We start from the raw sequence: 24,449 nt of genomic DNA, 5'->3' as shown, positions 1-24,449 counted from the left end.
GTGACATTTGGCATCGACCGCCTGCTCGCCGATCCGGCGCTTCGCAAACCGCTCGAGGGGCGCCGCGTCGCGCTGCTCGCGCATCCCGCGTCGGTGACGGCCGACCTGACGCACAGCATCGACGCGCTGGTCGCGGCGGGGGTGAATGTCACCGCGGTGTTCGGGCCGCAGCATGGCGTGCGCGGCGACCTGCAGGACAATATGATGGAGTCGCCCGACTTCACCGATCCGACCTATGGCATGCCGGTGTTCAGCCTCTACGGTGAAGTGCGGCGGCCGACCGGGCAGGCGATGCACACGTTCGACGTGATGCTCGTCGATCTTCAGGACTTGGGTTGCCGCATCTACACCTATGTCACCACCTTGCTCTACATCCTCGAGGCCGCGGCGGCGCACGGCAAGGCGGTGTGGGTGCTCGACCGGCCGAACCCCGCGGGGCGCCCGGTCGAAGGCACGCTGCTGCGCGCCGGGTGGGAAAGCTTCGTCGGTGCGGGGCCGATGGCGATGCGCCACGGGTTGACGCTGGGCGAAATGGGGCACTGGTTCCTTCGCCACTTCGGCCTCGACGTCGATTATCGCGTCATCGCGATGGAGGGGTGGCAGCCCGACGGGCCGGGCTTCGGCTGGCCGCAGGACCGTGCGTGGATCAACCCCAGCCCCAATGCGCCGAACGTCAACATGGCGCGCGCCTATGCCGGGACGGTGATGGTCGAGGGCGCGACGCTCAGCGAGGGGCGGGGGACGACGCGCCCGCTCGAACTCTTCGGCGCGCCCGACATCGATGCGCGGGCGGTGATCGCGGAGATGCACCGGCTCGCCCCCGAATGGCTGACGGGCTGCAAACTGCGCGACATCTGGTTCGAGCCGACCTTTCACAAGCATAAGGGACAGCTCAACAGCGGCATCCATATCCACGCCGACGGCCCGTGGTACGACCATGCGGCCTTCCGCCCGTGGCGCGTGCAGGCGCTGGGTTTCAAGGCGATCCGCGCGCTCTATCCCGATTATCCGATCTGGCGCGGCAAGGATTTCAAATATGAATATACCGACGATGTGCTCGCGATCGACGTGATCAACGGCGGGCCGGACTTGCGCCTGTGGGTCGATGATGCGGCGGCAGCGCCGGGCGACCTCGACGCGCTGGCGCTGCCCGACGAGGCGGCGTGGCGCGAGGAGATTGCGGATTTGATGATATATTAGGGGGAAGGCGATGGCGATGCAGCGGCGGCAATTTCTGGGTACGGCGGCGCTGACCGGATTGGCGGCGAGTATGCCGGTTTCCGCGTTCGCTGCAGACACCGCCGGCCTTCCCAACCTCGCCGCGAAGGCCGTCCCGATCGGCGCCGAGGAGCGCAAGGCGCGGATTGCGAAGGCGGCGGCGCTGTTGCGCGCGAACGATATCGGCGCGCTGCTGATCGAGCCGGGGTCGAGTCTTATCTATTTCACCGGGGTCGAATGGTGGCGGAGCGAGCGGCTGACCGCCGCGGTGCTGACGCGCGAGGGCGAAGTGGCGATCGTCACGCCTTTTTTCGAGGAACCGTCGGTGCGCGAAAGCCTGGGCGTTCCCGCCGATGTTCTGACCTGGAACGAGGATGAAAATCCGCTCCGCTTCGTTTCCGACTGGCTGGCGAAGCGCGGACTTGCCAAGGGCCGGGTCGGCGTCGAGGAGACGGTGCGCTATTTCGCGGTCGACGGACTGCAAAAGGCGATGCCGGAGGCGCGCGTCGTCAATGGTGCGCCGGTCGTGCGCGGTTGCCGGATGATCAAGTCGGCGGCCGAACTCGCGCTGATGCAGGTCGCGAGCGACATCACCATCGCCGCCTATCGCCACACCGCGCCGCGGATCGAGGCGGGAATGACCCCGGCCGACATCGGCGCGATCATGCGCGCCGCGACGCGTGCGCTGGGCGGCAACAGCGAATTCGAGCTGATCCTGCTCGGCGAAGCGAGCGCCTATCCGCACGGATCGGGCAAGCCGCAGGCGGTGAAGGCGGGCGAGGTGGTGCTGATGGACTGCGGTGCGACCGTGCACGGCTATCAGTCCGACATCTCGCGCAGCTTCGTCTACGGCAAGGCGAGCCCGCGCCAGCGGCAGGTGTGGGACGAAATGCGCAAGGGGCAGGACGTCGCCTTCGCCGCGGCGCGGATCGGTGCGGCGGCGGGAACGGTCGACGATGCGGTGCGCGCCTATTATCAGAAGCTCGGCTGGGGGCCGGGCTATCGCCTGCCCGGCACGTCGCATCGCACGGGCCACGGGATCGGCCTCGACGGGCATGAACCGGTCAATCTGGTGCGCGGCGAAACCACGAAGCTGGCGCCGGGCATGTGCTTTTCGAACGAACCCGGCATCTATATCCCCGGCGAGTTCGGTATCCGGCTGGAAGATTGCTTCTACATGACCGACAGCGGCCCGAAATGGTTCAGCGAACCGCCGCCCTCGATCGATCAGCCGTTCGGCTAGGGGCAGGGAGCAATTGGATTCCACCGTCATCCCGGCAAAGGCCGGGATCTCGCCGGTGCGTTACTCCGATAGGGTGAGATCCCGGCCTTCGCCGGGATGACGAAGAGAGCCAATGGATTGCCACTTGGCATCGCGGTGTAGACGGCCCGCGGCTCACGTCTTCGCGGGCGACGACGATATCATCTGGCGTCGGGGCCCCTTCGGTCGCTGCACCAGACTGACCAGCACGAAGCTGATGATCATCAGCAGATACCAGCTGCCCAGTTTCTCGACCCCGACCATGTGCCAGCCATCGGCCTGGCTGGGATAGGTCCAGGCGCGCGCGAAGGTGCCGATATTCTCGGCGAACCAGATGAACAGCGCGACGAGCCCCCAGCCGACGAGCAGGGGCATGCGGCGGTGCTTATGCAAGGGGCGGAACCACACCTGACAACGCCAGAAGAGCAAAGCGGTCGCCGCGAACAGCAGCCAGCGGATGTCGGGCAGCCAGTGGTGCGCGAAGAAATTGACATAGATCGCTGCCGCCAGCGCGTAACTCGTCCACATCGGCGGATAGAAGGTGTAGCGGAAATCGAAGATGCGCCAGACGCGCGCGATATAGCTGCCGACCGCGGCGTACATGAAGCCCGAAAACAGCGGCACCGCGCCGATGTGGAGCAGGCTGCCTTCCGGATATTGCCATGACCCCGCGGCGGTCTTGAACAATTCCATCACCGTGCCGACGATGTGGAACATCAGGATGACGATCGCTTCCCGCGGTGTCTCGAGCCGGAACGCGAGCATGCCGAGCTGGATCAGCACCGCGCCGATGGTGATCGCGTCATAGCGGTGGATCGGGGCGCTATCGGGCCAGAATAGATGGGTGCCGAGCAAAAGCGCGAGCATCAGCGCGCCGAACAGGCACGCCCAACCCTGTTTGAAGCCGAACACCAGAAATTCGAGGAACCAACCGCGCGGTCCCGGCTCGACCGCCATCGCCTCGAGCCGCGTGCGGACGGCGTGAAAGCGGCTGTGCCGCATCGGTGCGTCAGACATGCACGGAGACGTAGGCGATGAGCGTCGCAGCGGGTAGCAACAGCGCCTGCGCTAGGATCGTGCCGGCGAGCCGGCTCAGCGAGATGAAGGTGATCGCGCGGCGGAAATCGCCCTCGTCGACTTTGCCTTCGACCGCGTCGTCGGTCATCACCGACAGCTGCGGGTCGATGAAGGCGAAGAGCAGGATCGTCGCGAAACCGTTGATGAGCGCCGAAAGCTGCGAAGCGGTGACGCGGAATTCGGGGGCGAGATAGCCCGCATAAAGCGACGCGACGACGCCGACCGCGAGGAGCGATTGCGCGAGGCAGTTGGCGATCAGGACGCTCCAACCAATCCCCTTGGGCATGCGCCAGACCTTGAGGTGGCCAAGGCTGGGCAGTCGGAGCGACTGACGCATCGTGCGCAGGCCGCTCGGGCTGACCGCCTTCATCGCGAGCCGCGTCGTCGAGCGGTTGTTCTGGTACCAGCCGATCGCCGCGGCGAACATGCGTTGGCCGGTGGGAACGAGCAGGATGCCGAGCAGCGTCGCGACGCTTGCCGCCGCCAGCACCAATTGCATGTCGAGGAACAGCGAGGCGCCGCTGCCGTCATGGATGCGCGTTTCGATCCGCTTCGCGAGGAACGGCCCGAGAAAACTGTTCGAGGTGCGCGAAAAGAGCACGAGGATGTTGAACAGCGCGAATGACATCGCGATTCGCCGCGTCCGCACGCCAGCGATGCGCGCGGCATAGGCCAGCGCACCGATCAGGTTGATGAAGCCGGTGAGCAGAAGGATGGTGACGAGGGGGAGGTCGATCATTCGTGGCCTAGTTTCTCGTCATTGCGAGCGGAGCGAAGCAATCCAGAGCGGTTGACGCAGGCTCTGGATTGCCACGGGCCTTCGGCCCTCGCAATGACGATTAAAGAAAACCGTGGCTCAATGCTTGCGCGTCAACTCGCGCATCGCGTCGTCGAGCCCCGCCAGTGTCAGCGGGTACATGCGGTCATTCATCAACTGTTTGATCAGCTTCACCGACTGGGTGTAGCCCCATTGCGCCGAAGGAACGGGGTTCAGCCAAACGGCGGCGGGATAGACGTGCGTCATGCGCTGCATCCACACCGCGCCCGATTCTTCGTTGAAATGTTCGACGCTGCCGCCCGGATGGGTGATTTCATAGGCGCTCATCGAGGCATCGCCGACGAAGACCAGCTTATAATCATGGCCATATTTGTGGAGGATATCCCACATCGGCGTGCGTTCGGACCAGCGGCGCTTGTTGTCCTTCCACACGCCTTCATAGGGGCAGTTGTGGAAATAGAAGAATTCGAGATTCTTGAATTCGCTCGTCGCGGCGCTGAACAATTCCTCGCACAGCTTGATGAACGGGTCCATCGATCCGCCGACGTCGAGGAAAAGCAGCAGCTTGACCGCATTGCGCCGTTCGGGACGCATACGGATGTCGAGCCAGCCCTGCCGCGCGGTCCCTTCGATCGTGCCGGGAATGTCGAGTTCGTCGGCGGCCCCCTCGCGCGCGAATTTGCGCAGGCGGCGCAGCGCGATCTTGATGTTGCGGGTGCCGAGTTCCTTGGTGTTGTCGAGATTGGCGAACTCGCGCTTTTCCCACACCTTCAGCGCGCGCTTGTGCTTGCTTTCGCCGCCGATCCGCACGCCTTCGGGATTATAGCCCGAATTGCCGAAGGGCGATGTGCCGCCCGTGCCGATCCACTTGTTGCCGCCCTGGTGGCGTTTCTGCTGTTCTTCGAGCCGCTTCTTCAGCGTCTCCATGATCTCGTCCCAGTCGCCGAGCGACTTGATCGCCTCCATCTCCTCGGGCGTCAGATATTTCTCGGCAACGGCCTTCAGCCATTCCTCGGGGATGTCGACGGGGTTCTGGCCGTAATCGGTGAGCAGCCCCTTGAAGACCTTGTTGAAGACCTGGTCGAAGCGGTCGAGCAGCCCTTCGTCCTTCACATAGATGGCGCGGCTGAGATAATAAAATTGTTCGGGACTGCGATCGATCACCTCGCGGTCGAGCGCCTCCAGCAGCATCAGATGCTCTTTCAGGCTGGCGGGAATGCCCGCGGCGCGAAGCTCGTCGAGGAAGCCGAAAAACATGGCATATGCCTATCGCGTCGCGGCGGCCCGCGCAATCACTTTACGTTTACGGAAAGTGCGGGGTTACACCAACCACTCGATCCACGCGCCATGCGGGTGCGCGCGCGCCAGCATCACCGGCGCCGCGCCGCCCGGCCAGTGGCGCACGACAAGTTCGTGGCCGTGAACGGTGCGATTCGCCTCGAGCGCGACCCAGGCGAGCGGCCGGTCGGCGGTCGCGCGCGCGCCCGCCGCTTCCATCGCGGCGGTGATGCGCGCCTGTTGGTCGGCGGGGACATATTGCCAGACGATCGAGTGCATCAGCAGGCGCGTCGTCCCCGCGGCCTGCGGCTTCACCAGTTCCTGTTCGACGAAATCGGCCGCGTTCATGCGCACGAGGTCGGGTGGCCGCGCTTCGGCGGCAGCGATTGCCGCCTCGATTCGCGCGAAGCGAATGGCATGTTCGGGCCAGATGAAGGCTTTGAGGCGCAGCGCCTGCGCCGGATCGGTGAGGTCCACCGGGGCGACATCGCATCCCTTTGTCGATGCGATTTCGATCGCATGCTGCGGCGGATGGCGGTCCTGCCAGTCGGGGGTGAAGGCCATGACGCCGGGCTGGGGGCCGACCTGAACGCCGCCGAGGTCGTAATGATAACGGTCGAGCATCAGGTTGATCCCCGCGCTCGACCCCATTTCCAGGCACTCGAAACGCGGCGGAAGGCCCTGATCGGCGAGCCACAGCATCGCGGCGATGAAATTGGCCGACCGACCCGCCTCGTTGGTCTGCGGCGGGCCGTCGAGCCATGGCAGCAGCGCCGCCTCGTGCCGTCGCACCACGCCCGCCACGATGGCGGCATCGTTGATGTCCTCGGCGTCGGCATAGATCGGCGCGAGATCGTCGGCGGCGCCCGAGAGGTGCAGCGCGTGAAGGCCGTCGGCGGCGCGCAGCGGCAGCGCGTCGGCAAGCGGTGCGCCGGGCCAGTCCGCGATGCGGCGTGCGAAGCCGGTTTCGGGCCGGTCGAGGAGCGTCGCGACGGCGGCGACGATGCGCGCCGTGATCGGCGCTTCGGCCGCGCGGCAATAGGCGACCTGATTGGCAAAAGCGGTGCGGACGGCGCCTGGTCCGGTTTCGTTCATGTCGACGAACTTGTACCGCTCGCTCATTGCCCTTTCTCCCGCTGGCGCTTATGTGCGCCCTCGCTTATGCCCGAACCGATCATCTTTGCCATCCCCAAGGGACGCATCCTCGACGAGGCGCTGCCGCTGCTCGCCCGTGTGGGCATCGAGCCGGCCGCCGACTTCTTCGACAAGAAGAGCCGCGCGCTCGTGTTTGCGACGAACCAGCCGCATATCTCGCTGATCCGCGTGCGCGCCTTCGATGTCGCGACCTTCGTCGCGCATGGTGCGGCGCAGCTCGGCATCGTGGGGTCGGACGTCGTCGACGAGTTCGACTATTCGGAGCTGTACGCGCCGGTCGACCTCGGCATCGGTCATTGCCGCCTGTCGCTCGCTGGCCCCGAAGGCAGCGCGCCGCCGGGGCTTGGCGAAAGCCATATCCGCGTCGCGACCAAATATCCCGCGACGACGCGCCGCTGGTTCGAAGGGCAGGGTATCCAGGCCGAATGCATCAAGCTGAACGGTGCGATGGAGATTGCGCCGAAGCTGGGGCTGGCGTCGCACATTGTCGACCTTGTGTCGACGGGGCGGACGCTGGTCGAAAACGCGCTCGCCGAACAGACGATCGTCAGCGAGGTTTCGGCGCGGCTCATCGTCAATCGCGCGGCGTTCAAGCTGCGCTCGGCCGAGGTGCCGGCGCTGGTCGAGAAATTCCGCGAGGCCGTTCGCGATGCGGCGGCTTGACGCCTCCGACCCCGGCTTTGCCGCCGCGTTCGATGCGCTGGTCGACGACCGGCGCGAGAGTGCGTCGGACGTGTCGGCCGATGTCGCGGCGATCATCGCGCGCGTAAAGGCCGAAGGCGACGCGGCGCTGACCGATTATACCGCGCGCTTCGATCGCTTCGACCTCGACAGCAGCGGATGGCGCATCACCGCCGAGGATTGTGCCGCGGCCTATGCCGCGCTGGCACCCGAATTGCGGAGCGCGCTCGATCTCGCGGCGACGCGCATCCGGGCCTATCACGCCGCGCAATTGCCCGAGGACCGCGATTATCGCGATGCCGCGGGCGCCCGGCTCGGCGCGCGCTGGCGTGCGGTCGATGCCGCGGGCGTCTATGTCCCCGGCGGCCGCGCGGCCTATCCGTCGTCGGTGCTGATGAACATCCTGCCCGCCAAGGTCGCGGGGGTCGAGCGGATCGTGATGGTCACGCCGACGCCCGGCGGCGAAACCAATCCCGTCGTGATGGCGGCGGCGCATATCGGCGGAGTAGACGAAATCTGGCGCGTCGGCGGCGCGCAGGCGATCGCGGCGCTCGCCCATGGCACCGACCGGATCGCGCCGGTCGATGTCGTCACCGGCCCCGGCAACGCCTGGGTGGCCGAGGCGAAGCGCCAGCTTTACGGCGTCGTCGGGATCGACATGGTCGCCGGGCCGAGCGAGATCGTCGTCGTCGCCGACAACCGCAACGCGCCGCACGTCATCGCCGCCGACCTTTTGAGCCAGGCCGAACATGACCCGACGAGTCAGTCGATCCTGTTCACCGACGATGGCGCCTTTGCCGATGCGGTCGCCGACGCGGTCGCCGCGATCATCCCGACGCTGAGCACCGCGGCGACGATGCGGGTAAGCTGGGCGGACAATGGCGCGATCATCGTCGTGCCGCGCCTGACCGATGCCATCGCGCTCTGCGACCGGCTGGCGCCCGAACATCTGGAGCTCGCGGTCGATCCTGCCGAGGCCGACGCGCTGTTCGCGCGCGTGCGCCATGCGGGTTCGGTCTTCCTTGGCCGCCAGACTCCCGAAGCGATCGGCGACTATGTCGCCGGGCCCAACCACGTCCTCCCGACCGGACGCCGCGCCCGTTTTTCGAGCGGGCTTTCGGTCACGGACTTCATGAAACGCACCAGCTTCCTGGCGCTCGACGAAGCGAGCCTTGCGGCCATCGGACCCGCAGCGGTCGCGCTTGCCGGTGCCGAGGGACTTCCCGCGCATGCGCTGTCGGTCAGCCAGCGCCTCAACTGAAACGAAAAGCCATGAACAAACGCGCCCAATCCCGCTCCGCCGCCCGCCTTGCCGCCGTCCAGGCGCTCTATCAGCATGAGATGGAAGGCACCCCGGTGGCGCAGCTGATCCACGAATTCCACCAGCACCGCATCGGCGCGATCATCGAGGACGCCGAATATGCCGAAGCCGACGTTCCCTTCTTCGACGATATCGTGAAGGGCGCGCTGGCGCGGGCGGAAGAGGTCGACGCGGCGATCACAGCGCGGCTGGCGAGCGGCTGGACGATGGACCGGCTCGACCGCACGATGAAGGCGATATTGCGTGCCGGCGCCTATGAACTGATCGCGCGCGGCGATGTACCGGTGGGCGCGGTGGTGAGCGAATATGTCGATGTCGCGAAAGCCTTTTTCGACGGCCGCGAGGCGGGTTTTGCCAACGGCCTGCTCGATGCGATCGGCAAGGATGTGCGTTCTTCCGATTGACGCTTCCAGAGAGCCGCTTGTCCTGAGCTTGTCGAAGGACCGCATTTTTCTGGTATAGGTCGAGGAAGAACGGCCCTTCGACAAGCTCAGGGCGAACGGAAGAGGAATTGCGTTGAGCGAAGCCGATTTCATCGCGCGTCTGCGCACGATCGCGACCGATCCTGCGGCGCGCGGGCTGGCCGATGATACGGCGCTGCTCGGCGATCTTGTGCTGACGCACGACATGATCGTCGAGGGTGTCCATTTCCTGCCCGACGACACGCCGCAGGACATTGCGTGGAAGCTGGTTGCGGTGAATCTGTCGGATCTTGCGGCGAAGGGCGCAGCGCCGCTCGGCGTGCTGCTCGGCTATAGCCTGTCGGGCGATGCGGCGTGGGACGCCGCTTTTGTCGCGGGGATCGACGATGTGCTGCGCCGGTTCGATGTGCCGTTGCTCGGCGGCGACACGGTGCGCCCACCCGCCGGGGCGCCGCGCAGTTTCGGCCTGACCGCGATCGGCCGTGCGCCCGCGACGGGAGCGCCGGCGCGCAGCGGAGTAAGGCCGGGCGATCAGATCTGGGTGACGGGGACGATCGGCAACGCGGGCGTCGGCCTGGCGATGCGGCTCGGCGAGATCGAACCGGGCGCAACCTGCATGGCCGCCTATGCCCGGCCCTTGCCGCAACTGGCGTTGGGCGCGGCGCTCGCGCCGCATGTTCATGCGATGATGGATGTTTCCGACGGCCTGCTGATCGACGCCGAGCGGATGGCGGCGGCAAGCGATTGCCAGATCGCGCTGATGCTGGAGGCGGTGCCGCTGTCGGCGGCGCTGCTCGCGGTGCGTCCCGACGTTCTCGACACGCGGCTCGCTGCGGCAACGGCAGGCGACGATTATCAATTGCTCTTCGCCGCCGACCCGGGGCAAGCCGATGCAATCCGGGCGCATGCGGCCGCCGAAGGCGTCGCCGTCACGGCGATCGGCCATGCCGCCGTCGGCGCCGGATTGCTGCTGACGCACCGGGCGCAGCGCGTCGCGCTGCCGGAGCGTCTCGGTTTCGCGCACTAGGCGCGGAAAAGGGCGAAAAAACCGGGCTTGCCAAAGGGCGAGGTTTCTTCCCATAACGCGGCGTCCAGAATTTGGGGCGGTCGCATCAGGGGAGAGAGCGAACCGGCATCAATAAGTCGGACGTTCGACAGCTATCCTGTGTCCGCCCCCTTCATTGGGGAAGGAACAGACACGCATGAATCCGGTTTTGATCGCGATAGCGTGCGGCCTATTGGCCGTGCTCTATGGGTTCATTACCTCGCGGCAGGTGCTCGGCGCCTCGGCGGGGAATGACAAGATGCAGGAAATCGCCGCCGCCATCCAGGAAGGCGCGCAGGCTTATCTGAAACGGCAATATAGCACCATCGCCATCGTCGGCGTCGTCGTCGCGGTGATCGTCGCGGGGGCACTCGGACCCGTTTCGGGGACGGGTTTCGTCATCGGCGCCGTCCTGTCCGGTGTCGCCGGATTCATCGGCATGAATATTTCGGTACGCGCGAACGTCCGCACCGCGGCCGCTGCGCAAAAGGGGCTGCAGGCCGGGCTGACGCTCGCCTTTCGCGCTGGTGCCATCACCGGCCTTCTCGTCGCCGGGCTCGCGCTGCTTGCGATTGCGGTATTTTATTGGGTGCTGACGGTCCAGATGGGCAAGACGGTGGGCGGCGACGACCGCACGGTCGTCGACGGGCTCGTCGCGCTGGCCTTCGGCGCCTCGCTGATTTCGATCTTCGCGCGTCTTGGCGGCGGCATCTTTACCAAGGCCGCCGACGTCGGCGCCGACCTGGTCGGCAAGGTCGAAGCGGGCATCCCCGAGGATGATCCGCGCAACCCCGCGGTCATCGCCGATAACGTCGGTGACAATGTCGGCGACTGCGCGGGCATGGCGGCCGACCTTTTCGAAACCTATGTCGTCACCGTCGGCGCCACCATGGTGTTGACCGCGCTGCTGCTGAAAGGGGCGGGCGATCTGCTGCCCGGCCTGATGTCGCTGCCGCTGCTGATCGGCGGGGTGTGCATCATCACCTCGATCATCGGCACCTATTTCGTCCGCCTCGGCGGGTCGAACAATGTCATGGGCGCGATGTACAAAGGCTTCCTGGTTTCGGCGATCCTCGCGGTCCCGGCGATCTGGTTCGCGACCAGCCACGCGCTGGGCGGGATGGAAACGGCGGTCACCGGCACCGACTTTACCGGGCGCGATCTTTTCTATTGCTCGCTGCTCGGTCTCGTCATCACCGGCCTGATCATCTGGATCACCGAATATTATACCGGCACGGGCTTCCGTCCAGTGCGGTCGATCGCCAAGGCCTCGGAAACGGGCCATGGCACGAACGTGATCCAGGGCCTCGCGATCAGCCTCGAAGCCACCGCGCTGCCGACGCTGGTCATCGTTGCGGGCATCATCATCGCCTATCAACTCGCGGGGCTGATCGGCATTGCCTATGCTGCGACTGCAATGCTGGCGCTCGCCGGCATGGTCGTCGCGCTCGACGCTTATGGCCCGGTGACGGACAATGCGGGCGGCATCGCCGAAATGGCGGGGCTGGACGACAGTGTGCGCGAAAAGACTGACCTGCTCGACGCCGTCGGCAACACCACCAAGGCGGTGACCAAGGGTTATGCCATCGGTTCGGCGGGCCTCGCCGCGCTGGTGCTGTTCGCGGCCTATACGACCGACCTTCGGGAATTCTTCCCGAGCCTGACGGTCAATTTCAGCCTCGAAAACCCGTATGTCATCGTCGGGCTGCTGCTCGGTGCGCTGCTTCCCTATCTGTTCGGTGCGATGGGCATGACCGCCGTCGGCCGCGCGGCGGGTGACGTGGTGAAGGATGTGCGCGATCAGTTCGCGGGCGATCCCGGCATCATGGCGGGCACGTCGAAGCCGAACTATGCGCGCACGGTCGACCTCGTCACCAAGGCGGCGATCAAGGAGATGATCATCCCCTCGCTGCTGCCGGTGCTGGCGCCGATCGTCGTCTATTTCGTGATCTCGGCGGTTGCGGGTCAGGAGAACGGTTTTGCCGCGCTCGGCGCCCTGCTGCTCGGCGTGATCGTCGGCGGCCTGTTCGTCGCCCTCTCGATGACCTCGGGCGGCGGCGCGTGGGACAATGCCAAGAAATATATCGAGGACGGCAACCACGGCGGCAAGGGCAGTGAAGCCCATAAGGCAGCCGTGACGGGCGACACCGTCGGCGATCCCTACAAGGATACCGCGGGTCCGGCCGTCAACCCGATGATCAAGATCACCAACATCGTCGCGCTGCTGCTGCTCGCGGCGCTGGCGGGACACGCGATGTAAGCATCGCGTCCGTCAGGGTGAAAGAATGGCCCCGCCGGAACGATCCGGCGGGGCCTTTTTCTTTTGACGAAGTATCTGATTTAGCGCTGCGCCCCCATCTGCTGGGCATAGCCCGCCTGCACCATGGCGCTCATCCGGTCGAACAGCGCGTTCGGGTCGCTGCGGCGCAGGGCGGCGATGGCGGCTTCGGCGCCTTCGGCGACCACCAGTTCGCGCGTTCCGGCATCGACTGCAGCGAGCATCTGTGCCGCAGCATCGTCGGGCGACAGGCCGTTGTCGATCGCCGCATCGCTCGCGCCGCGGACGCTGCCGTCGGCGTTGAGCGCGTTGCGGCTGACGTTGGTGCGCACCGATCCGGGTTCGACCACCAGCACCTTCAACCCCAGATGCTCATTTTCGGCGCGGAAGCTGTCATGATAGCCGATGATGCCGTGCTTGGCCGCCGAATAGGCGCTGCGCAGCGGCACGCCGGCGACTCCCGCGACGCTCGATATGGCGATGATCTGACCGCCGCCGGCCGCGATCATGCGCGGAAGCAGCGCCTGGGTGAGGGCAATCGGCGCAAGCAGGTCGACCGCGATGATCTTTTGATAGACCGCAAAATCGGTTTCGACCGCCAGACTGCGCTGCGAAATTCCGGCATTGTTGACGAGACCGTCGATGCGGCCGCCCCAGGCCCAGGCGCGTTCGACAAGCCCGGGAATCGCGTCATAGTCGGTCGCCTCGAAGGGCAGGATCATCGTGCCCGCGCCGCAATCCTTTGCCACCGCTTCGAGCGCGGCGACGTTGCGGCCCGACAGAATCAGCCGCGCGCCGCGCGCCGAAAGGCCGCGCGCCAGTGCCGCGCCGATACCCGACGAAGCCCCTGTAACCCACCAGATTTGATCTTTCATCTTGGCATCCCCATCTGTGTTTCCGTCTCAAGGTGAAACGCGTTTCGGGGGGCGTCAAGCCGCCGACCCGCGGATTTCCGTGCGGGGGTGGCAATTTTGTTGCGAATCTGATATAATAAATATCAACGCGTCGACAGCTTGCCTCTTTCCATCGCCGGAAAGGCACCCTGCGGCGTCCTGATGGAGCCATATCCCTTGTCACTTTGACTGGCTAGCGCCGACCGCCTTGCTTCGATCCCCCTCCGACGAGGGCGGACGTACCCGGCCTTTTCGCGCTTTTCCGGTCCCGACGGGGCAAATGAAAGGAACCTGCATGTCCGCAAACACGCTCGTCTTTGAAGTCGGTGACTATGTCGTTTATCCCAAACATGGCGTGGGGCGCGTCATTGAACTGCAAAAGTCGGAAATCGCCGGCATGCAGCTCGAACTTTATGTCCTGCGCTTCGAAAAGGAAAAAATGACCCTGCGCGTCCCGACCAACAAGGCCGAGGGCGTGGGGATGCGCAAGCTGTCGTCGGACAAGACGCTGAAGGAAGCGCTTCAGGTCCTGACCACGAAGCCGAAGGTAAAGCGCACCATGTGGTCGCGCCGCGCCCAGGAGTATGAAGCGAAGATCAACTCGGGCGACCTCGTGTCGATCGCCGAAGTGACCCGCGACCTGTTCCGCGCCGACGACCAGCCCGAACAGAGCTATTCGGAGCGTCAGATCTTCGAAGCGGCGTCGAGCCGCCTCGCGCGCGAACTCGCCGCGATGGAAGAAAGCGACGAAAAGACCGCGCAGGCGAAGATCCTTCAGATCCTCAACGAGCATGCGCCGCTCTATTACGCCGAAAAGGCGCTCTGAGCCTTTCTGCCGAGACGTGAAAAGGGCGGTCCGCAAGGGCCGCCCTTTTTCGTGGGTCAGGGATATTTTGCTTCGATGAAATAGAGGCCGTCGGGCGGTGCGTTGAGGCCGAGAGCCTGCCGGTCGGCGGCGTCGAGAGCGGCCTTCAAATCGGGCGCCGACCATTTGCCTTCGCCGACGAGGGTGAGGCAGCCGACCATCGATCGAACCTGATGATGCAGAAAGCTGCGCGCCGCGGCTTCGATGACGATTTCGTCGCCATGGCGGCTGACCGACAGGCGGTCGAGCGTCTTCACCGCGCTTTCGGCCTGGCAATGCACCGATCGGAAGGTGGTGAAATCGTGCCGCCCCACCAGCGCCTGCGCCGCGCCGTGCATCGCTTCGGCATCCAGCGGCTTCGCAAATTGCCAGGCGAGCCCCTTGTCCCAGGTCAGCGGCGCGCGGCGGTTGACGATGCGATATTCATAGGCGCGGCCGACGCACGAAAAGCGCGCGTGCCAGTCGTCGGCGACCGTCTCGCACGCGAGGATCGCCACCGGCGCGGGGCGAAGCTGGGCGTTCAGCGCTTCCATCAGGCGAAAGGGCTGGATGGCCTTTTCGATGTCGACATGCGCGCGCATCGCGATCGCATGCACCCCGGCGTCGGTGCGCCCGGCGCCGTGAACGGGCGCCGCTTCGGCGGTGATGCGCGTGACGGCTTCCTCGATCGCCTGCTGAACGCTGGGGCCATGCGACTGGCGCTGCCAACCCATGAAGGGGCGGCCGTCATATTCGATGGTGAGGGCGAAGCGGGTCATGCCAGCCGCGTCCCCGCAGTTACGGGCCGACCGCGCAGCAGTTCGGCGGCGTCCATTGCCGGCTTGCCCGCGCGCTGCACCCGGGTGGCGCGGATCGCGCCGGGGTTGCAGGCGATGGTCAGCGCATCGTCGAGCGTGACGCCGGGCGCGGCGCCGGCGACGGTGTCGGCGGGATGCACGACATCGGCCGCGAGGATCTTGTATCGCTCACCCTCCAGCTCGAAAAAGGCGCCGGGCACCGGGTTGAACGCGCGAATCTGGCGCTCGGTCTGGGGCGCGCTGACCAGAAAATCGAGCCGCGCCTCGCTCTTGTCGATCTTGGCGGCATAGGTGGCGCCGTCATCCGGCTGCGGCACGGGCAGACAGGCGGACAGGTCGGCCAGCACCTCGACCATCAGCGCGGCGCCCATTGCGGCGAGTTCGTCGGTCAATTCGCCCGCACTCTTGCCCGCGACCGGCGTGCGGCCGATCAGGCGCATGCCGCCGGTGTCGAGCCCGGCATCCATCTGCATGATGGTGACGCCCGTTTCGGTATCGCCCGCCAGAATCGCGCGCTGCACGGGCGCCGCGCCGCGCCAGCGCGGCAGGATCGAGCCATGGACGTTGAGGCAGCCTTCGCGTGGGCTCTCGAGGATCGCCTGCGGCAGAATGAGGCCGTAGGCCGCGACCACCGCGACATCGAGGTCGAGGGCGGCGAATTCGGCCTGCGCTTCTTCGGTCCGCAGGCTCTTCGGCGAGCGGACGGGCAGGCCGTGCGCCTCTGCCCAGAGGTGGACCGCGCTCTGCTGGAGCTTCTTGCCGCGCTGCGCCGGGCGCGGCGGCTGGGTGTAAACCGCCACGATCTCATGCCCCGCCGCGTGGAGCGCGGCGAGCGTCGGCACCGCAAAGGGCGGCGTTCCCATGAAGGCAATGCGCATGGGCAGCGCCTTTGGAGGAGGCAGGCGCGACATTCAAGCCCATCAAGCTCCAGTGCCCCTGCGAAGGCAGGGGCCTATCTCCGCCGGTTCCAACTTGCACCGTCCGGAGATGGGTTCCTGCCTTCGCAGGAACACGGGGAATGTTGTGCATATCTTGCACACCCATTACCACCGCCGCATGGCGTCTACCGAAATCGAAGCCCTCGTCCAGCAACTCGCCCGGCTCCCCGGCCTTGGCCCGCGGTCGGCGCGGCGCGCGGTGCTGCATCTGATGAAAAAACGCGAGAGCAGTTTCGCGCCCTTGCTCGCGGCGCTCCAGACGGTGTCCGAGCGGCTGGTGACGTGCGGCATCTGCGGCAATGTCGATACCAGCGACCCCTGCGCGATCTGCGCCGATCCGCGCCGCGACCCACGCAGCCTGTGCGTGGTCGAGGAAGTGTCGGACCTTTGGGCGCTCGACAAGTCGCGGCTGTTTCCCGGCAAATATCATGTGCTGGGCGGCCGCCTGTCGGCGCTGGAAGGCGTGCGGCCGCAGGATCTGAGCATCGACGCGCTGGTGGCGCGCGTCGCGGCGGGCGGCATCGACGAGGTGGTGCTGGCGATGAACGCGACGCTGGAGGGGCAGACGACGGCGCATTATCTCGCCGAGCGGCTGGAGGGCTATCCGGTGCGGCTGACGCAGCTGGCGCATGGCCTGCCGGTCGGCGGCGAGCTCGACTATCTCGACGAGGGAACGCTGGCGCAGGCGCTGCGGGCTAGAAGGCCGGTGGGTTAAGGATGCCAATTGCCGACGAACAGAGCTTAGTTGCTGCGGTCACCGAGGCTAGTACGCTTCTCCAGTCAATTAGCGACTATTTGAACGATCATCCTGAACAGCAGCATTTAGGTCGGGTGAGATTTCCTCGGGGCTTCATCGGCACAGCTGTGCAGAAACGGGCAAGCCTTCCATTCATTTCTGATCGCCGACTAAAAGCGAATATTAGCTATGCCCTTATGACCCACGACGTCTTGCGGTGGATCGTCAATCGAACGGATATTTCCGGGCAAGCCAAGGAAATGGTGATCAAGGAGTCGGTCTGCTTGCTAGGTTCGGTGTGTGAAAGCATCACGGTATTTCCAGGGGAATACGGTCTAGGTCGAGGCGCTGGATTCAGGGGTAGAATTGCGCGTCTCCGAGATACCCAGATAATCGATAACGATTGCTTCGATGATTTAGAGTGGCTTTGGGCGAAGAGAAATCAAGAGCATATTGTCGACAACCTATTCTACGAGTTTAGCCACTACACCACTGCCGACTGGAATCGATCCGCAAGAGGGTACGTAAGACTGAGGCGAGCGTTAACCGCGTGGAGAGCCGCCTGACCCCCTTGACCGGGCGCCCGCGCGATCATACCTCGCACGCATGGCCATTCTACCCATTATAGAGACCCCCGATCCGCGGTTGCGCGTCATTTCCAAGCCCGTCGAGACGTTCGACGCCGAGCTGAAGCAGCTCGTCGCCGACATGTTCGAGACGATGTATGACGCCCCCGGCATCGGGCTTGCCGCGATCCAGGTCGGGGTGCCGAAGCGCATTCTCGTCATCGATCTGCAGGAGCCCGATCCCGAGGACGAGGAAGGCAAGAAGGTAATCCGCGAGCCGCGCGTCTTCATCAATCCCGTCTTTTCGGACGAGAGCGAGGAGCATAGCGTCTATCAGGAAGGCTGCCTGTCGGTCCCCGAGCAATATGCCGATGTAACGCGCCCCGCCGAAGTCACGGTCGATTGGCAGGACGTGGACGGCAAGCATCATCAGGAGCGCATGACCGGCCTGATGGCGACGTGCATCCAGCACGAGCATGACCATCTGGAAGGCATATTGTTCATCGACCATCTGTCGCGGCTGAAGCGTGAGATGGTGTTGAAGAAGCTCGCGAAGCTGCGCAAGGCGGCCTGAGCCCAAATTTTGTGACCTGTTCCCCCGCGAAGGCGGGGGCCCATCACCGGCCGTTTCGGATTTCCGCCATCGGATGATGGGTCCCCGCCTTCGCGGGGACACACGCAATGGGTGTAGGGCGGAAAATCAATCCGCCTTCTTGGCGACTCCCACCATCGCGGGGCGCAGCAGGCGGTCCTTCATCATATAGCCAGCCTGCATTTCCTGTACGATCGTGCCGGCGTCCTTGTCGCTGGGGATTTCGAGCATCGCCTGATGCTGGTTCGGATCGAGCGGCAGGCCGATCGCGGCGATGCGCGTGATGCCGTGGCGTTCGAACACGCTCATCAGTTCGCGCTCGGTCGCCTCGAGCCCGGTGAGCAGCGGCTTGATCGCCTCGTCGGCGCGCTGTTCTTCGCTGAGCGAAGCGAGCGCGCGGCCGAGATTGTCGGCGACCGACAGGATATCGCGCGCGAATTTCGTCGCTGCATAGGCGTGCGCGTCGGCGACTTCCTTTTCGGCGCGGCGGCGCACATTCTGCGTTTCGGCGCGCGCGTAGAGCAGATCCTGCTGCACCGCGGCGAGTTGTTCGGCGAGCTTTGCCGCTTCGTCCTGCGCGGGGGCTTCGGCAGCCGCTGCGGCTTCGGTTTCCGGGGCCTGGCCGTCTTCGACCGGCGTTTCGTTTTCGATGTTCGTCATAACCCTATCGTATCAGTCTTGAGAGCGATTGTGCTGTAAAATCCACCATGGGAACGATGCGCGCATAGTTCAAGCGGGTCGGGCCGATAACCCCGACGACGCCGACTACCCGTCCATCCGATCCGCGATAGGGCGCGGCGATAACCGACGAACCCGACAGCGAAAAGAGCTTGTTCTCCGACCCGATGAAAATGCGCGTCGCGCTGCCTTCGCGCGCGCTGTCGAGCAGGCCGGCGATGTCCTGCTTTGTTTCGAGCTCGTCGAGCAGCTGGCGCACCCGGTCGAGATCGCCGACCGCGCTGTCGTCGAGCAGATTCGCCTGCCCGCGCACGATCAGCACCGGCCGGTCGGCGCCGTCGACCGACCAGATGGCCAGCCCGCGCGAAACGAGATCGGCGGCGGCGCGGTCGATCGCGATCCGTTCGTCCTCTATCTCGCGCCGCACCCGCGCCATTGCCTCGGCCAGCGTCAGGCCGCCGAGCATCGCAGAGATATAATTGCCCGCCTCGACCAGCGCCGACGGACCCAATCCGGCAGGCAGGTCGATGACGCGGTTTTCGACCGATCCATCGCCCGCGACGAGGACGACGAGCGCCTGACGGTCGGCCATCGGAACAAAGGCGACCTGCTTGAGCACGCGTTCATGCTTGGGAACGAGGACAAGGCCGGCGCAGGCCGAAAGCCCCGACAGCGTGGCCGTCGCCTGCGCCAGTGCGCTTTCGATGGGGCCGCCTTCGGCAAGGCTTGCCTCGATCTGAGCGCGATCCTCGGCCGAGGGTTCGGCGACCTGCATCATCCCGTCGACGAACAGGCGCAGCCCCTGTTCGGTCGGCAGGCGTCCGGCGCTGGTGTGCGGGCTCGCAAGCAGGCCGAGCTCTTCGAGATCCTGCATGACGTTGCGGATCGACGCGGGCGACAGGTTGAGCGTCGCCAGCTTTGACAGCGTGCGCGACCCGACCGGCTGCCCATTCTCCAGATAGGCATCGACGACGAGCCGGAACACATCGCGCGCGCGTGTCGTCAATTCGGTGATCGGCGGGGTCGTCATGGCATGGACTTAGGGATGCGAAGGGGCGGGGGCAAGCATCGCGCTGCCCGCGGCTCCGTCCGGCTGGGCCTGCCGAGGCGGCGCGAGGATCGCGCGATAGAGGCGCGCGACGCTTTCGGATGCGGCGTGCCAGGAAAAGGCGGCGCTTCTTGCGCGTGCGGCGGCGCCCATTGCGCGCCGCGCGTCGCCGTCCGCAATGAGCCGAACGAGCGCGTCCGAATAGGCGCGGCGGTCGCCGGGCGTGCATAGATGACCCGTTTCGCCCTCCACGATCAGCGCGCTCGCGCTCGGCGCATCGGCGCTGACCACGGGCAGGCCCGATGCCATCGCCTCGAGCACGACATTGCCAAAGGCTTCGGTCGTGCTCGGGTTGAGCATGATGTCGGCGCTGGCAACCGCGTGCGCGAGTTCCTGTCCGTCGAGATGGCCGGTCAGCACCGCAGACGGCAGCGCTGCAAAGGCCTCGGCCGCCGGTCCTGCGCCGACCACAAGCGGCGTGACTGGGTGGCTGGACAGCAATTCGCGCAATATCGCGACATATTCCTCGACGCCCTTTTCCAGCACCAGGCGGCCGAAGAAGAGGATGACGATCCGGTCGTCGGCGATTCCGCGCGTGCGGCGCCATTCCAGGCTGCGCTGCGACGGCGCGAAAAGGTCGCGATCGACGCCGCGACTCCACAGGCTGACCCGGTCGTCGCCGCGTAGCGAGCGCATCTCATCGACAAGACCCGGAGTCGGGGCGAGAACATGATCGGCGCGGCGATAGAAACGATGGATGTGGCGGTCGACCACCGGCCGCAGCCAGTCGAGGCCGTAATAGCCAAGGTAGGTTTCAAACCGCGTGTGCAGGCTGACGACAAGCGGCGTGCCGCGATCGAGGGCGAAGGTCTGCGCGCGGGTGCCGAGAATATCGGGGGTCGCGACATGGATGATGTCGGGCGCGAACCGCGTCAGGTCGCGACGGGTCGCGCGGGGCAGGCCGAGCGCGAGCCGAAATTCGCTGCGCACCGGCAGCGCGATCGACCGCACCGGGACCAGGTCGCCCGCCGGTTCGAACGCCGGCGTGTCGGTGACGGGAGAATAGACCCGCACCGCGGCGCCCGCATGCTGCTCGAGATGCGCGACAAGGCGGTTGAGCGCCTGGTTCGCGCCTTCGCGCACATAGTTGTAATTTCCCGTAAATAACGCGATCCGCACCTTACACCTGTCGAAAATTGAGCACCGCGTTGAGCACGAACATCGCGAGCCCGGCAAAGACGGACACGATCACGCGGGCGACGAGATAGTGGATGGCGGTCCATTTCAGCAAGGCGGCAAAGAGCAGGATGGTGATCGCCATGCCCACCCCCGCGTTGACCAGAAAGATCAGGTAGCCCGACCCGATGGCACGATCGGTGCCGCGAAATATCCACGAACGGCCGAGCGCATAGTGCAGGCTGTTGGAGGTCAGAAAGCCGATCGCCGCCGCGGGCACCGCCTGCATCCTGCCCCATTGCACCAGGCCCCAGAGCACGGCGAGACCGACCAGAAAGACGGCGCTGCTGACCGCCGTGTTCTTGAGCAGCATGCCGCCGACGCGGCGATTGAACAGGCGCGACGCCAGCCCGGCTTCGCCCGCCGGGGCCTGTCCGTTGGCGGGCAATTCCGCCCCTGCACTATAGTCGGTCATGTAGCGGCGTGGGCCGCGAGCGGGCGATTGCCATAGGCTTCATCATCGCGCGCATCGGGCCAGGCGGTGCGGCGCCCAACCCACGGGTTGAGGAAGAGCCACGGCAGCTTGATGAACAGCAATTCGGAATGGATGAAGGCATCGATCGCGCGTTCCCACCAGCGCGGGCGGCGGCGACCGTGGGCGACGAGCCATGCCTCATAGGGGGCCCAGTGGCTCGGTTCGTCCTTGTGGATGATCCGGAAAATCCGGGTCAGGATCGGATCGTCGAGCACGAAGCGGTTCTTCAGCAGGGTTTCGACCTGCTTGTAACCGCGCCGTTCGGTCAGCGCGATAACGCGGCAGAGCCGTTCGAACAGCTCGTCACGATCGATGACCGCCTGCGTATCGAGCTTGTCGATCGGCGTGCGAAAGACGATTTCGACGAAGCGGTCGATATGCCCGAAGGTGCGATCGACATCGAGCGGCATCGAGCCGCGCCGTTCGAACCAGCGACGAAACATCATATAATGTTTGCGCTCGTCGCCGCGGTGGCTTTCGATCGCGGCGATCAAGGCTAGATCGTCGGGCGTCCGCGCGCGAACCGCTTCGATAACCCGGTCGATCGCGGTATAGCCGCGATGTTCGTTATAAATATAGATCGACCCGAGTACGAGCAGATAGCGTTCGCGCAACCAGCGCAGCATAGGCATCTCCCACCAAAGAGACTGATTATCACCCTTCGCGGCGCTAGTCGAATGGCGCGATGCCGCTTTGTCGCCCTGCTTTGCCGAAATCGGGCCGAGCTGCGCGATGAAAACAGGTGCATCGGATGAATCTTATGCCTAGCCTTCGTCAAGGTTCGAGCGGTCTGGGCCGCGGGGAGAGAAAAGCATGACGACACGTCCGCTCGATCGCGACGATCCGCTCGACGATTTCGACCGGCGGACGATCCGGCTGCTCGGCACCGACCGGCTCGTCTATGTGACGGGCGGCGGCCCGGCGGTGATCGTGATGACCGAGATGCCGGGGATCAGCCCGCATGTCGCGCGGTTCGCGCGATGGGTCCGCGATGCGGGCTTCACCGTCTATATGCCGCATATCTTCGGGAAGGACGGCGCGGTGCCGCGCATGCCGGGCGCATTGTTCACGATGATCGGCGGGTGCATCAGCCGCCAGTTCCGCGCTTTTCAGGCGAACGAAAGCTCGCCGGCGACGCAGTGGCTGCGCGCGCTCGCGGCGCTCGCGCACGAAGAATGCGGCGGCAACGGCGTCGGCGCGATCGGCATGTGCTTTACCGGCAATTTTGCGCTGTCGATGATGCTTGAGCCCGCGGTGCTCGCGCCGGTGCTCGCGCAGCCCTCGCTGCCGCTCAACGATCCTGCGGGAATGCATATCGCGCCCGATGAGCTGGCGGCGGTGAAGGCGCGGATGGAGGCCGAGGATCTGACCGTGCTCGCCTATCGCTTCGCGGGCGACAAATTCTGCAAAGCGGCGCGCTTTGCGGCGTATGAGGATGCGCTCGGCGATCGCTTCGTCGGGCGCGTCCTGCCCGATGCGGCGGCGAACCCCGACAGTCCGATGAAAAACCCGCACAGCGTCGTCACCATCCACCTGATCGACGAGGCAGGCCAGCCGACGGTGCAGGCGCGCGACGAAATCCTCGATTTCTTCAAGATGCGGTTGAGTGGATGACGGCGCGCGCCTAAGAGCCGCGCCTTCAACGATGAAAGGAATATCATGCGACCCTCCGGCCGCGCGCCCGACCAGATGCGCCCCATCGCTATCGAAACCGAATTCACCATCCATGCCGAAGGCAGCGTGCTGGTAAGCTTCGGCAACACCAAGGTGCTCGTCACCGCCAGCGTCGAGGAGAAGGTGCCGCCCTTCCTGCGCGGCAAGGGGCAGGGCTGGGTGACCGCCGAATATGGCATGCTGCCCCGCGCGACGCACACGCGCGGCAGCCGCGAGGCGGCGAAGGGCAAGCAGTCGGGACGAACGCAGGAAATTCAGCGGCTTATCGGGCGCAGCTTGCGCGCCGTCGTCGATATGAAGAAGCTCGGCGAGCGCCAGATCGTGATCGATTGCGATGTGATCCAGGCCGACGGCGGCACGCGCACCGCATCGATTTCGGGCGCGTGGGTCGCGCTGCGGCTCGCGGTCGACAAGCTGATCGCGGCCAAGGCGATTGCCGAAGACCCGATCGAGGACAAGGTCGCGGCGATTTCGTGCGGCATGTATCAGGGCACCGCCGTCCTCGACCTCGATTATGACGAGGATTCGAACGCCGAAGCCGACGGCAATTTCGTGCTGACCGGCAAGGGCCAGATCGTCGAAGTGCAGGCGAGCGCCGAAGGCGCGACCTATGACGAGGAAGGCCTGCTGCGCCTCCTTCGCCTCGCGCGCATCGGCTGCGGCGAGATTTTCGCGGCGCAGGCGAAGGCGGTGGGTAGGTAGTTTCCTCTCGTCACCCCGGACTTGATCCGGGGTCCACGCGCTCATGGATGCCGGATCAAGTCCGGCATGACGAAAAATGAGGTTGTCGAATGTCACATCGAAAACTCGCTCCGGGTAAACTCGTCATCGCGAGCCATAATGCGGGCAAGGTGCGCGAGATTCGGGCGCTGCTGTTGCCTTATGGCATCGAACCGGTGTCGGCGGGCGACCTCGGCCTTCCCGAACCCGACGAAACCGGGACGACATTCTGCGAAAATGCGCTGCTCAAGGCACATGCGAGTGCGTCCGGCGCGGGTCTTCCCGCGCTTGCCGACGACAGCGGGCTGGCGGTCGCGGCGCTGGGTGGACGGCCGGGTGTCTATACGGCCGACTGGGCCGAACGGCAGTGGTTCGAAGGCGAAAAGGGCCGCGACTGGTATATGGCGATGGGCAAGGTCGAGGGGTTGCTCGCCGAGCAGGGGCCCAACGTCGACCGCAGCGCCGCCTTCATCTGCACCCTCGCGATCGCCTGGCCCGACGGCCATGCGGAGGTTTTCGAGGGGCGCGCCGCGGGCAGCCTGACCTGGCCGCCGCGCGGTACGCTGGGGTTCGGTTATGATCCGGTCTTCGTGCCGACAGGCAAGTCCCTGACTTATGCCGAGATCGATCCGGCCGAAAAACATGCGATCAGCCACCGGGCCGATGCCTTCGCGAAGCTGGTGGCGGGGGTGTTTTAGATCCTTCGTCGCCCCCGTC

General features: G+C 65.5%; 26 protein-coding genes. 14 read left to right on the top strand and 12 right to left on the bottom strand.

The genetic code is table 11. The annotated features are described in order from the left end of the window. Positions 1 to 1,200, top strand: a complete 1,200-nt coding sequence (locus EBMC1_RS01520) for an exo-beta-N-acetylmuramidase NamZ family protein (RefSeq protein WP_040589285.1) — start codon at positions 1 to 3, stop codon at positions 1,198 to 1,200. 10 nt (positions 1,201 to 1,210) lie between these two features. After that, positions 1,211 to 2,461 (top strand): M24 family metallopeptidase, encoded by a 1,251-nt coding sequence (locus EBMC1_RS01515; RefSeq protein ID WP_003039545.1) that lies wholly within the window; start codon positions 1,211 to 1,213, stop codon positions 2,459 to 2,461. A 153-nt stretch (positions 2,462 to 2,614) separates the two neighbouring features. Here EBMC1_RS01515 and EBMC1_RS01510 read toward each other — a convergent pair whose 3' ends face one another. From EBMC1_RS01510 to EBMC1_RS01495, 4 genes are all read right to left on the bottom strand, one after another. Beyond that, positions 2,615 to 3,496 (bottom strand): DUF817 domain-containing protein, encoded by an 882-nt coding sequence (locus EBMC1_RS01510; protein WP_040589119.1) that lies wholly within the window; start codon positions 3,494 to 3,496, stop codon positions 2,615 to 2,617. Further along, a complete protein-coding gene (locus EBMC1_RS01505) occupies positions 3,489 to 4,295 on the bottom strand; it encodes a lipid II flippase Amj family protein (protein ID WP_003039539.1) in 807 nt (268 codons plus the stop codon). The genes EBMC1_RS01510 and EBMC1_RS01505 overlap by 8 nt, the downstream gene beginning before the upstream one ends. A gap of 117 nt (positions 4,296 to 4,412) precedes the next feature. Then, positions 4,413 to 5,591: a vWA domain-containing protein gene (locus EBMC1_RS01500; protein WP_003039536.1), complete on the bottom strand. Its 1,179-nt coding sequence runs from the start codon at positions 5,589 to 5,591 to the stop codon at positions 4,413 to 4,415. A gap of 63 nt (positions 5,592 to 5,654) precedes the next feature. After that, on the bottom strand, positions 5,655 to 6,734 hold the full coding sequence (locus EBMC1_RS01495; RefSeq protein ID WP_003039533.1) for a DUF2332 domain-containing protein: 1,080 nt from the start codon (positions 6,732 to 6,734) through the stop codon (positions 5,655 to 5,657). A gap of 39 nt (positions 6,735 to 6,773) precedes the next feature. Here EBMC1_RS01495 and hisG point away from each other — a divergent pair, with 39 nt between their 5' ends. The 5 genes from hisG to EBMC1_RS01470 all read left to right on the top strand — a co-directional run bounded on the left by hisG (position 6,774) and on the right by EBMC1_RS01470 (position 12,496). After that, positions 6,774 to 7,430: an ATP phosphoribosyltransferase gene (gene hisG, locus EBMC1_RS01490; RefSeq protein WP_003039529.1), complete on the top strand. Its 657-nt coding sequence runs from the start codon at positions 6,774 to 6,776 to the stop codon at positions 7,428 to 7,430. Beyond that, positions 7,417 to 8,709, top strand: a complete 1,293-nt coding sequence (gene hisD / locus EBMC1_RS01485; RefSeq protein WP_003039526.1) for a histidinol dehydrogenase — start codon at positions 7,417 to 7,419, stop codon at positions 8,707 to 8,709. Before hisG ends, hisD begins: the two co-directional genes overlap by 14 nt. A gap of 11 nt (positions 8,710 to 8,720) precedes the next feature. Next, positions 8,721 to 9,173: a transcription antitermination factor NusB gene (gene nusB / locus EBMC1_RS01480; protein ID WP_003039523.1), complete on the top strand. Its 453-nt coding sequence runs from the start codon at positions 8,721 to 8,723 to the stop codon at positions 9,171 to 9,173. A gap of 112 nt (positions 9,174 to 9,285) precedes the next feature. Further along, complete coding sequence (thiL, locus tag EBMC1_RS01475; RefSeq protein ID WP_003039520.1) at positions 9,286 to 10,218, top strand: thiamine-phosphate kinase; 933 nt, start codon at positions 9,286 to 9,288, stop codon at positions 10,216 to 10,218. A 175-nt stretch (positions 10,219 to 10,393) separates the two neighbouring features. After that, positions 10,394 to 12,496: a sodium-translocating pyrophosphatase gene (locus tag EBMC1_RS01470; RefSeq protein ID WP_003039517.1), complete on the top strand. Its 2,103-nt coding sequence runs from the start codon at positions 10,394 to 10,396 to the stop codon at positions 12,494 to 12,496. Positions 12,497 to 12,576: 80 nt separating this feature from the next. Here the strand turns inward: EBMC1_RS01470 and EBMC1_RS01465 are convergent, their stop codons facing one another. Continuing rightward, entirely contained in the window at positions 12,577 to 13,389 is an 813-nt protein-coding gene (locus EBMC1_RS01465) for an SDR family NAD(P)-dependent oxidoreductase (protein WP_003039513.1), read from the bottom strand. Between the two features lie 313 nt (positions 13,390 to 13,702). Here EBMC1_RS01465 and EBMC1_RS01460 point away from each other — a divergent pair, with 313 nt between their 5' ends. Then, entirely contained in the window at positions 13,703 to 14,233 is a 531-nt protein-coding gene (locus EBMC1_RS01460; RefSeq protein WP_003039510.1) for a CarD family transcriptional regulator, read from the top strand. 56 nt (positions 14,234 to 14,289) lie between these two features. Here the strand turns inward: EBMC1_RS01460 and truA are convergent, their stop codons facing one another. Together truA and fmt are read right to left on the bottom strand one after the other, a co-directional pair. Then, positions 14,290 to 15,030, bottom strand: coding sequence for a tRNA pseudouridine(38-40) synthase TruA (truA, locus tag EBMC1_RS01455; RefSeq protein ID WP_003039508.1), 741 nt, complete (start codon positions 15,028 to 15,030; stop codon positions 14,290 to 14,292). Next, positions 15,027 to 15,947: a methionyl-tRNA formyltransferase gene (fmt, locus tag EBMC1_RS01450; RefSeq protein WP_003039504.1), complete on the bottom strand. Its 921-nt coding sequence runs from the start codon at positions 15,945 to 15,947 to the stop codon at positions 15,027 to 15,029. Before fmt ends, truA begins: the two co-directional genes overlap by 4 nt. 178 nt (positions 15,948 to 16,125) lie before the next feature. Between fmt and recR the strand changes: the two genes are divergently transcribed. Genes recR through def form a run of 3 tightly spaced genes read left to right on the top strand, consistent with a single transcriptional unit; the run spans position 16,126 to position 17,883 of the window. After that, positions 16,126 to 16,722, top strand: a complete 597-nt coding sequence (gene recR / locus EBMC1_RS01445; protein ID WP_003039500.1) for a recombination mediator RecR — start codon at positions 16,126 to 16,128, stop codon at positions 16,720 to 16,722. 2 nt (positions 16,723 to 16,724) lie between these two features. Beyond that, positions 16,725 to 17,309: a hypothetical protein gene (locus tag EBMC1_RS18265; protein WP_156000880.1), complete on the top strand. Its 585-nt coding sequence runs from the start codon at positions 16,725 to 16,727 to the stop codon at positions 17,307 to 17,309. A gap of 40 nt (positions 17,310 to 17,349) precedes the next feature. Continuing rightward, positions 17,350 to 17,883, top strand: a complete 534-nt coding sequence (gene def, locus EBMC1_RS01435; RefSeq protein ID WP_003039497.1) for a peptide deformylase — start codon at positions 17,350 to 17,352, stop codon at positions 17,881 to 17,883. 126 nt (positions 17,884 to 18,009) lie between these two features. Here def and grpE read toward each other — a convergent pair whose 3' ends face one another. From grpE to EBMC1_RS01410, 5 genes are read right to left on the bottom strand one after another with little or no spacing between them, the layout of a single operon-like run. After that, a complete protein-coding gene (grpE, locus tag EBMC1_RS01430) occupies positions 18,010 to 18,561 on the bottom strand; it encodes a nucleotide exchange factor GrpE (protein ID WP_003039494.1) in 552 nt (183 codons plus the stop codon). 4 nt (positions 18,562 to 18,565) lie between these two features. Next, entirely contained in the window at positions 18,566 to 19,609 is a 1,044-nt protein-coding gene (gene hrcA / locus EBMC1_RS01425) for a heat-inducible transcriptional repressor HrcA (protein ID WP_003039490.1), read from the bottom strand. A 9-nt stretch (positions 19,610 to 19,618) separates the two neighbouring features. Continuing rightward, entirely contained in the window at positions 19,619 to 20,806 is a 1,188-nt protein-coding gene (locus EBMC1_RS01420) for a glycosyltransferase family 4 protein (RefSeq protein ID WP_231292848.1), read from the bottom strand. 1 nt (position 20,807) lies between these two features. Then, the gene (locus EBMC1_RS01415) at positions 20,808 to 21,278 is read right to left on the bottom strand and encodes a GtrA family protein (protein ID WP_003039485.1); all 471 of its coding nucleotides are present in this window, start codon (positions 21,276 to 21,278) and stop codon (positions 20,808 to 20,810) included. Then, entirely contained in the window at positions 21,275 to 21,964 is a 690-nt protein-coding gene (locus EBMC1_RS01410) for a ferritin-like domain-containing protein (protein WP_003039481.1), read from the bottom strand. The genes EBMC1_RS01415 and EBMC1_RS01410 overlap by 4 nt, the downstream gene beginning before the upstream one ends. Positions 21,965 to 22,151: 187 nt before the next feature. On the opposite strand from EBMC1_RS01410, the gene EBMC1_RS01405 reads away from it, so the two are divergent. The 3 genes from EBMC1_RS01405 (at position 22,152) to rdgB (ending at position 24,430) form a co-directional block, all read left to right on the top strand. Beyond that, positions 22,152 to 22,952 (top strand): dienelactone hydrolase family protein, encoded by an 801-nt coding sequence (locus EBMC1_RS01405; RefSeq protein ID WP_003039478.1) that lies wholly within the window; start codon positions 22,152 to 22,154, stop codon positions 22,950 to 22,952. 45 nt (positions 22,953 to 22,997) lie between these two features. Continuing rightward, a complete protein-coding gene (gene rph / locus EBMC1_RS01400) occupies positions 22,998 to 23,714 on the top strand; it encodes a ribonuclease PH (RefSeq protein ID WP_003039475.1) in 717 nt (238 codons plus the stop codon). A gap of 89 nt (positions 23,715 to 23,803) precedes the next feature. Next, complete coding sequence (gene rdgB, locus EBMC1_RS01395) at positions 23,804 to 24,430, top strand: RdgB/HAM1 family non-canonical purine NTP pyrophosphatase (RefSeq protein WP_003039473.1); 627 nt, start codon at positions 23,804 to 23,806, stop codon at positions 24,428 to 24,430. Positions 24,431 to 24,449 lie beyond the last annotated feature (19 nt).

This window comes from Sphingopyxis sp. MC1 (assembly GCF_000371385.1).
GTDB classification, from domain to species: Bacteria; Pseudomonadota; Alphaproteobacteria; order Sphingomonadales; family Sphingomonadaceae; genus Sphingopyxis; species Sphingopyxis terrae.
Note: the sequence above shows the minus strand (reverse complement) of the source record. Positions and strands in the feature narration are given on the sequence as shown.